This window comes from Polaromonas sp. (assembly GCF_041689105.1).
Taxonomy (GTDB): Bacteria; Pseudomonadota; Gammaproteobacteria; order Burkholderiales; family Burkholderiaceae_C; genus Polaromonas.
In genome coordinates this window covers 1-5,112 of sequence record NZ_JBDNGU010000030.1, presented here as the reverse complement: position 1 = coordinate 5,112, position 5,112 = coordinate 1, and the positions used below count along the sequence as shown (strand labels likewise).

The following is a 5,112-nucleotide window of genomic DNA, read 5'->3' as shown; positions in this document are numbered from 1 at the left end:
GCCGGCTAGTTCTGCCCTGTGCCGGTCGGCCCAAATGCGCCATGTCTGGTCGTCGACCCGGGATGCGGCGACCTGCCAATCGAGGCCGGCTCGCTCGACACACACACGCAGCCCTTCGTCGCTGGCCAGGTCGAGGCCCTCGGCCCAGACGCCGCGCGTCACAGAGAGGATGTACGAAGCTAGCTGGCCCCCGTCCGCAGCCAGGTCAGCCAGCGCCATCGCGCGTTCGAGTCCGCGTCCGTAGGGGTCGTAGAAGTTGCCGAAAGGCATGCCGAGGCGCAGGGCCTCGCGCGCCGGATCGAAGCGAAAGTACCGCGACTTGGACTCTGGAATGACAAAACCAGCCATTTTCATTGGCAGCATGAGCCGGGGGCGTACCCGTACTGGGTAACGCTGCTCTAGCGCGAACACGCGCGGCGCGGCAAGGTAGGCATAAGGACTGCGAAAGGTGCAGTAGAAATCTATTTCGAGCAGGGGTGCGCTCGTGTCAACATGCAAGCTTGGCGACGAGGACTCTTCGCGATGCGTTAGCAGGCCCACGCTGGCGTTGGTGCGGCGGTGGCCGCCCACGAGCAGGTCATGCTCCAGATGAGACAGCCGGTCCACACCCCAGTACCAGTTGGCTCCGAAGCCGATCATGCCACCATGAAAGTGACCCTCGCGCAGGAGCCGCTGCTGGTTGCGCTCCAACTGATCGAGCGCCTCTTCGGAGGAGATCATTGGCGACTTTCGGCAAATCGCATTAAGGCGCGCGTCATCGACGGTGAACAGCGCCTCCCCTAGCGATTGTGCCAAGTCCAGGTAAAGGGTTGAATCTTCAACGGCGAGCAGGCACCGCGCCGCCAATGCGGCTGCAGCTTTCGAGGGCGTCTGGCCGTTTGTGCTGAAGTGGAGTTCTAAATATCGGCACAGGTCCTGCGCGTCGCGCAGGGCGTGGCAGTCGAGCATGTCAGCGCGTGGCGAGTATTCGGGTGGCGCCACAGGTACCGTGAGGCATTCGATGTTGACGTCGTATTTGGTCTGCAGGCGCGGTAGCACCTGCAGCAGAAGATGGCTCCATGGGTCGTCGACGCGGTGATAAAAGCGGAGCGCGGCGGAAGGCATTGGAGTCGGCGCTACGGCTACGGTGCCAGAAGCCCGGCCTCACGCAGCAGCACGCGGTTCCTGCCTGATTCGGCCAATACTGCGGACTTGAAGTCCTCGCCGGAGGCGTAAGCGACATTCATTTTCATCTGCTGCATCGCGCTGCGATATTGCGGTCCCGCGACGGCCGTTTTGCAGGCCTGCTCAAGTGCCTGCCGCGCCCGTGCGTCCACTCCGACCGGTAAGATCACTCCGCCCTTGATTGACCAGCTGACAGGATAGCCGAGTTCTTTCAAGGTTGGCGTGTCGAGCGCCTCCGGAACGCGCTTGTCTGTCGCAATAGACAGGCGCCTCAGATTGTGTGTCGTCGCGACAGCGTTGGTGCCGAAATAAAGATCGACGTGGCCGCCCAACAGATTAGTGACTGCTGGTGCCTCGCCCTGAAAAGGGATGTGTGTCAATTCCACATCGGCCTTGCGCGCGAAATCCATGGCTGCCATATGCGGCAGCGTGCCAGGCCCGACGGTGGCATAGTTGACTTTTCCGGGATTTTCTTTGGCGTAACTTACAAGCTCGCGAACCGACTTAAAGCGCGATCCTTGGGTGGTCAACATGAACACCGGCAGGTCGAAGGCCTGGCAAATGTAGTCAACAGAATCGAGCTGGTAGGGCACCTTGCGTATCTGCGGAAGCGTGGTCAGCGCGGCGACGGCGATGAAGCCGATGTGATAGCCATCCCTGGGCGCCGCGCTGATGGCGCCAACTCCGATGGCCCCGCCCGCTCCGGCTCGGTTCTCTATGACGATAGATTGGTTGAGCGTTTGCCCCATCGCCGCGCTCAGCGCGCGTCCGGCCAGATCGGTAGCTCCGCCTGGTGGAAAGTTGACGATCATGTTGACCGGCCGCGCGGGATAAGTCTGAGCCGTGGCGCCGAGCGAAACGGCGGCGAAAAGGGCAAAGGCAGTGATTCGGATGAGTCGCATGAATTGTCTCCTTGAAATTTTTTGCAAACGCGTTACGTGGTGTGAGCCAAGAACTTGGTAGAGAGGTAAGCATCGAGGCCTTCAGTGCCGCCTTCGCTGCCGTAGCCGCTTTCTTTAACACCGCCAAACGGTGCCTCGGCGAGCGAGATTCCCAGCGTATTGATGCCCAGCATTCCGACCTGCAATTGATCTGACAGCGTCATCGCGGTCGCGGCCGAGGTGGTGAAAGCGTAGCCCGCCAGGCCGAAGGGCACGGCGTTGGCGCGCTGCAGAGCTTCATCCAGACTTGAGAAACCAACGATTGGTGCAACCGGGCCGAACGTTTCGACTCGCATGGCGAGAGCGTTATCGGGCAGATCGGTGAGCACGGTGGGTTGCCAGAAGAAGCCAGCGCCATCGTGCCGCTTTCCCCCCGTAGCTATCCGGGCCCCGCGCTGCAGGGCATCGTCAACAAAGCTGGTCATGGCTTCGAGCCGGCGCGCATTGGCGAGCGGTCCCATACCGGTGGTGGGCGCCAGACCGCTGCCCAGCTTCAGACCATGCGTAGCCTCGACGAAGCGCTCGAGAAATTCCGGATAGACCGCCTGCTGGACGAAAAACCTCGAAGCTGCGACGCAGACCTGACCGGCATTGCGAAAGCGTGACGCCACGCACAGTTTTACGGCCGCCTCAATGTCGGCATCGTCGGCCACAATGACCGGTGCGTGGCCGCCGAGCTCCATCGTGCAGCGCTTGGCGCCGTGCAGCGCGGCTGCCGCTGCGAGTTGTTTGCCGACGGCTGTAGACCCGGTAAAAGTGATCTTGCGGATTTGTGGCGCACGAAGCAGGAAATCCGAAACCTGCGCGGGCACACCAAAAACGACGTTGAGCACACCTCTCGGAAGACCTGCATCGACGCAGGCGCGCGCGAGTTCCAGCGCGGTGCCCGGCGTTTCTTCCGCTGGCTTAATGACGCAGGTGCAGCCCGAGGCCAATGCGCCAGCTATTTTTCGCGCAGGGGTCAGCGCCGGAAAATTCCAGGGCGTGAAGGCGGCAACCGGGCCAACGGCCTCGCGCATTACTAGGTGACGCGTGCGCGGCTGGCGCGACGGAATCACGCGGCCGTAGATCCGTCGACCTTCCTCCGCATACCACTCGAATATTTCGATGGCGCCGACAATCTCACCACGCGCTTCGGCCAGGGGCTTGCCTTGCTCCATGACCAGGATATGCGCGATGATCTCACTGCGTTCACGCATGAGCCGCGCGGCGCGAAGCAGGATGCCGCAACGTTCGATTGCTGGTGTGCGGGACCACGAGGCGAAGGCATGATCAGCGGCGACAACAGCACGCTCCAGGTCGGCCGCCGAAGCGTGCGGCAGCCGACCCAAGAGTTGGCCGGTGGCCGGGTTGAGCACGTCTTCGGAGGTACCCTCGCTGCCTCCGCTCCATTCGCCGTCAATGAGCATGCTGAGTTCGGCGAGACGCGCGCGCGCAAAGTCGGCGGCAGGGCTGGGGATGGATTCGTTCGCAGGCATTGGGGCGAGGTCTCTCTGGCGTTGGTTCGGAGGTTTAGGCACGGGAAGTTGGCAACGGGCTGTCGTCTGCCAGCTCCTGCATTTGTTGCACAAGTTGCATCAATAGCTGTTCGCGCACAGGTAGCAACGCGGGGTCGCTCCAGCGGTTGTTGAGTTCAAGCGGGTCGTCGTGAAGGTCGTAGAGCTCACCCCATTTAACGCCGCGATAAACCGTAAGGCGCCATCGATCTGTCACCAGTGTTCGCATACGCACGGGGCGATCAAAACCAAGGAAGGCGCGCTGGTTGTCCTCTTCGACGATGATTGCCTCGCGCACTCCGGTTGCCGTACCGTCGATGACCGGCAGCAGGCTGCGCCCCTGCATGCCGTTAAAGGGTTGAACGCTTGCACGGGCGAGGATGGTCGCGCCGATGTCCACAGTTCCTGCAAGCGCAGCAGACTTGGCAGGCGCGTTGGACGTGGCCTGCGGGTCGGCCCAGATGAATGGTACCCGGATCAGGCCATCGTAGTGAATCGGCCCCTTAAACATCAGCTGATGGTCGCCCATGTAATCTCCGTGGTCACTGGTGAAGACCACCACCGTATTGCGATGCAGGTCAAGACGTTCGAGCTCTGCTAGAAGTTCGCCCACGGCGTCATCAATCATGGTGATCGAGCCATAAGTCAACGCCAAGGCTTCGCGAACATCTCGCTCGGTCACCGCCTGCAGCATCCACGAATTTCGGTCGGCGCGACCCTCATCGCGCTCGGCCAAGAGATGCGCTAGCGGTGGAGGAGGCGTTCCGACATTGGGCTGGTAAGCCGGGGGTAGCTGCATTTCCTTGGGATCGTACATGTCCCAATACTTGCCTGGTGGCGTGAAAGGATGATGCGGATCGGGGAATGAACAATGCAGGAAGAAGGGCGCGGCACTCTCACCTGTCGCCGCTTGGCGACGAAGGACCCCCAGCGCTTGTTCCTTGATGTAGGTTGTCGAGTAGAGCTCTTCGGGCACGGCGGTGCGCCACGCCTGCAGCGCCTCGATACTGCTCTGCGGGATCGCATTTTCGGGGCCCACCAGTTCAGTATCGGCGTTCGGGTGCCGGTTGTTGCGCCAGCGCCCGTAATGGCCGTGCGCGCCGTCGGCATGCATCATGGTTAGATGCACTTCGTCAAAGCCGTAGTACGGCAGCGAAAGATCATGGGTCGGATCAGATTGCCACCGCGAGATGCGCTCCTGGTCGTACGAAATGCCGTTCTTCTCAGCGTGGCGCGCCTCGGCCAGATCTTCGGGTGGCGGGATACCGACTCCGGGCGGCCGGCGCAATATGGGACCCTCGCCCAGCATTGGCTGCAGGTGGATTTTCCCGCTAGACGCTGTCGTGTATCCCGCTGCACGCAGTAGCTCGACAAAGGTGGTGGCCTCTGCGGAAAGTGCAATTCCGTTGGAGCGCACGCCATGCAGCGAGGGCATGCGGCTGGTCATTAAAGTGGCGCGATTGGGCATGCACGCGGGATTGGCGACATAGAAGCGCTCTGAGCGCCAGCCG

Annotated in this window: 4 protein-coding genes; all 4 read right to left on the bottom strand. The window is 61.8% G+C overall.

The genetic code is table 11. The features are described from left to right. Positions 1–1,104 (bottom strand): DsbA family protein (locus ACESMT_RS02735; protein WP_372825020.1); only part of this gene is annotated, 1,104 nt, incomplete at its 3' end. 17 nt (positions 1,105–1,121) lie between these two features. Further along, positions 1,122–2,066 (bottom strand): Bug family tripartite tricarboxylate transporter substrate binding protein, encoded by a 945-nt coding sequence (locus tag ACESMT_RS02730; protein WP_372825018.1) that lies wholly within the window; start codon positions 2,064–2,066, stop codon positions 1,122–1,124. Positions 2,067–2,098: 32 nt separating this feature from the next. Then, positions 2,099–3,514: an NAD-dependent succinate-semialdehyde dehydrogenase gene (locus ACESMT_RS02725; RefSeq protein ID WP_372825016.1), complete on the bottom strand. Its 1,416-nt coding sequence runs from the start codon at positions 3,512–3,514 to the stop codon at positions 2,099–2,101. Positions 3,515–3,617: 103 nt separating this feature from the next. Further along, positions 3,618–5,112: sulfatase (locus ACESMT_RS02720; protein WP_372825014.1), on the bottom strand; the 1,495-nt coding region annotated here is incomplete at its 5' end.

Bases quoted from the DNA above. Each gene is read 5' to 3' on its own strand.
- ACESMT_RS02730 (WP_372825018.1), bottom strand. From the start codon at position 2,066: ATGCGACTCATCCGAATCACTGCCTTTGCCCTTTTCGCCGCCGTTTCG.
- ACESMT_RS02725 (WP_372825016.1), bottom strand. From the start codon at position 3,514: ATGCTCATTGACGGCGAATGGAGCGGAGGCAGCGAGGGTACCTCCGAA.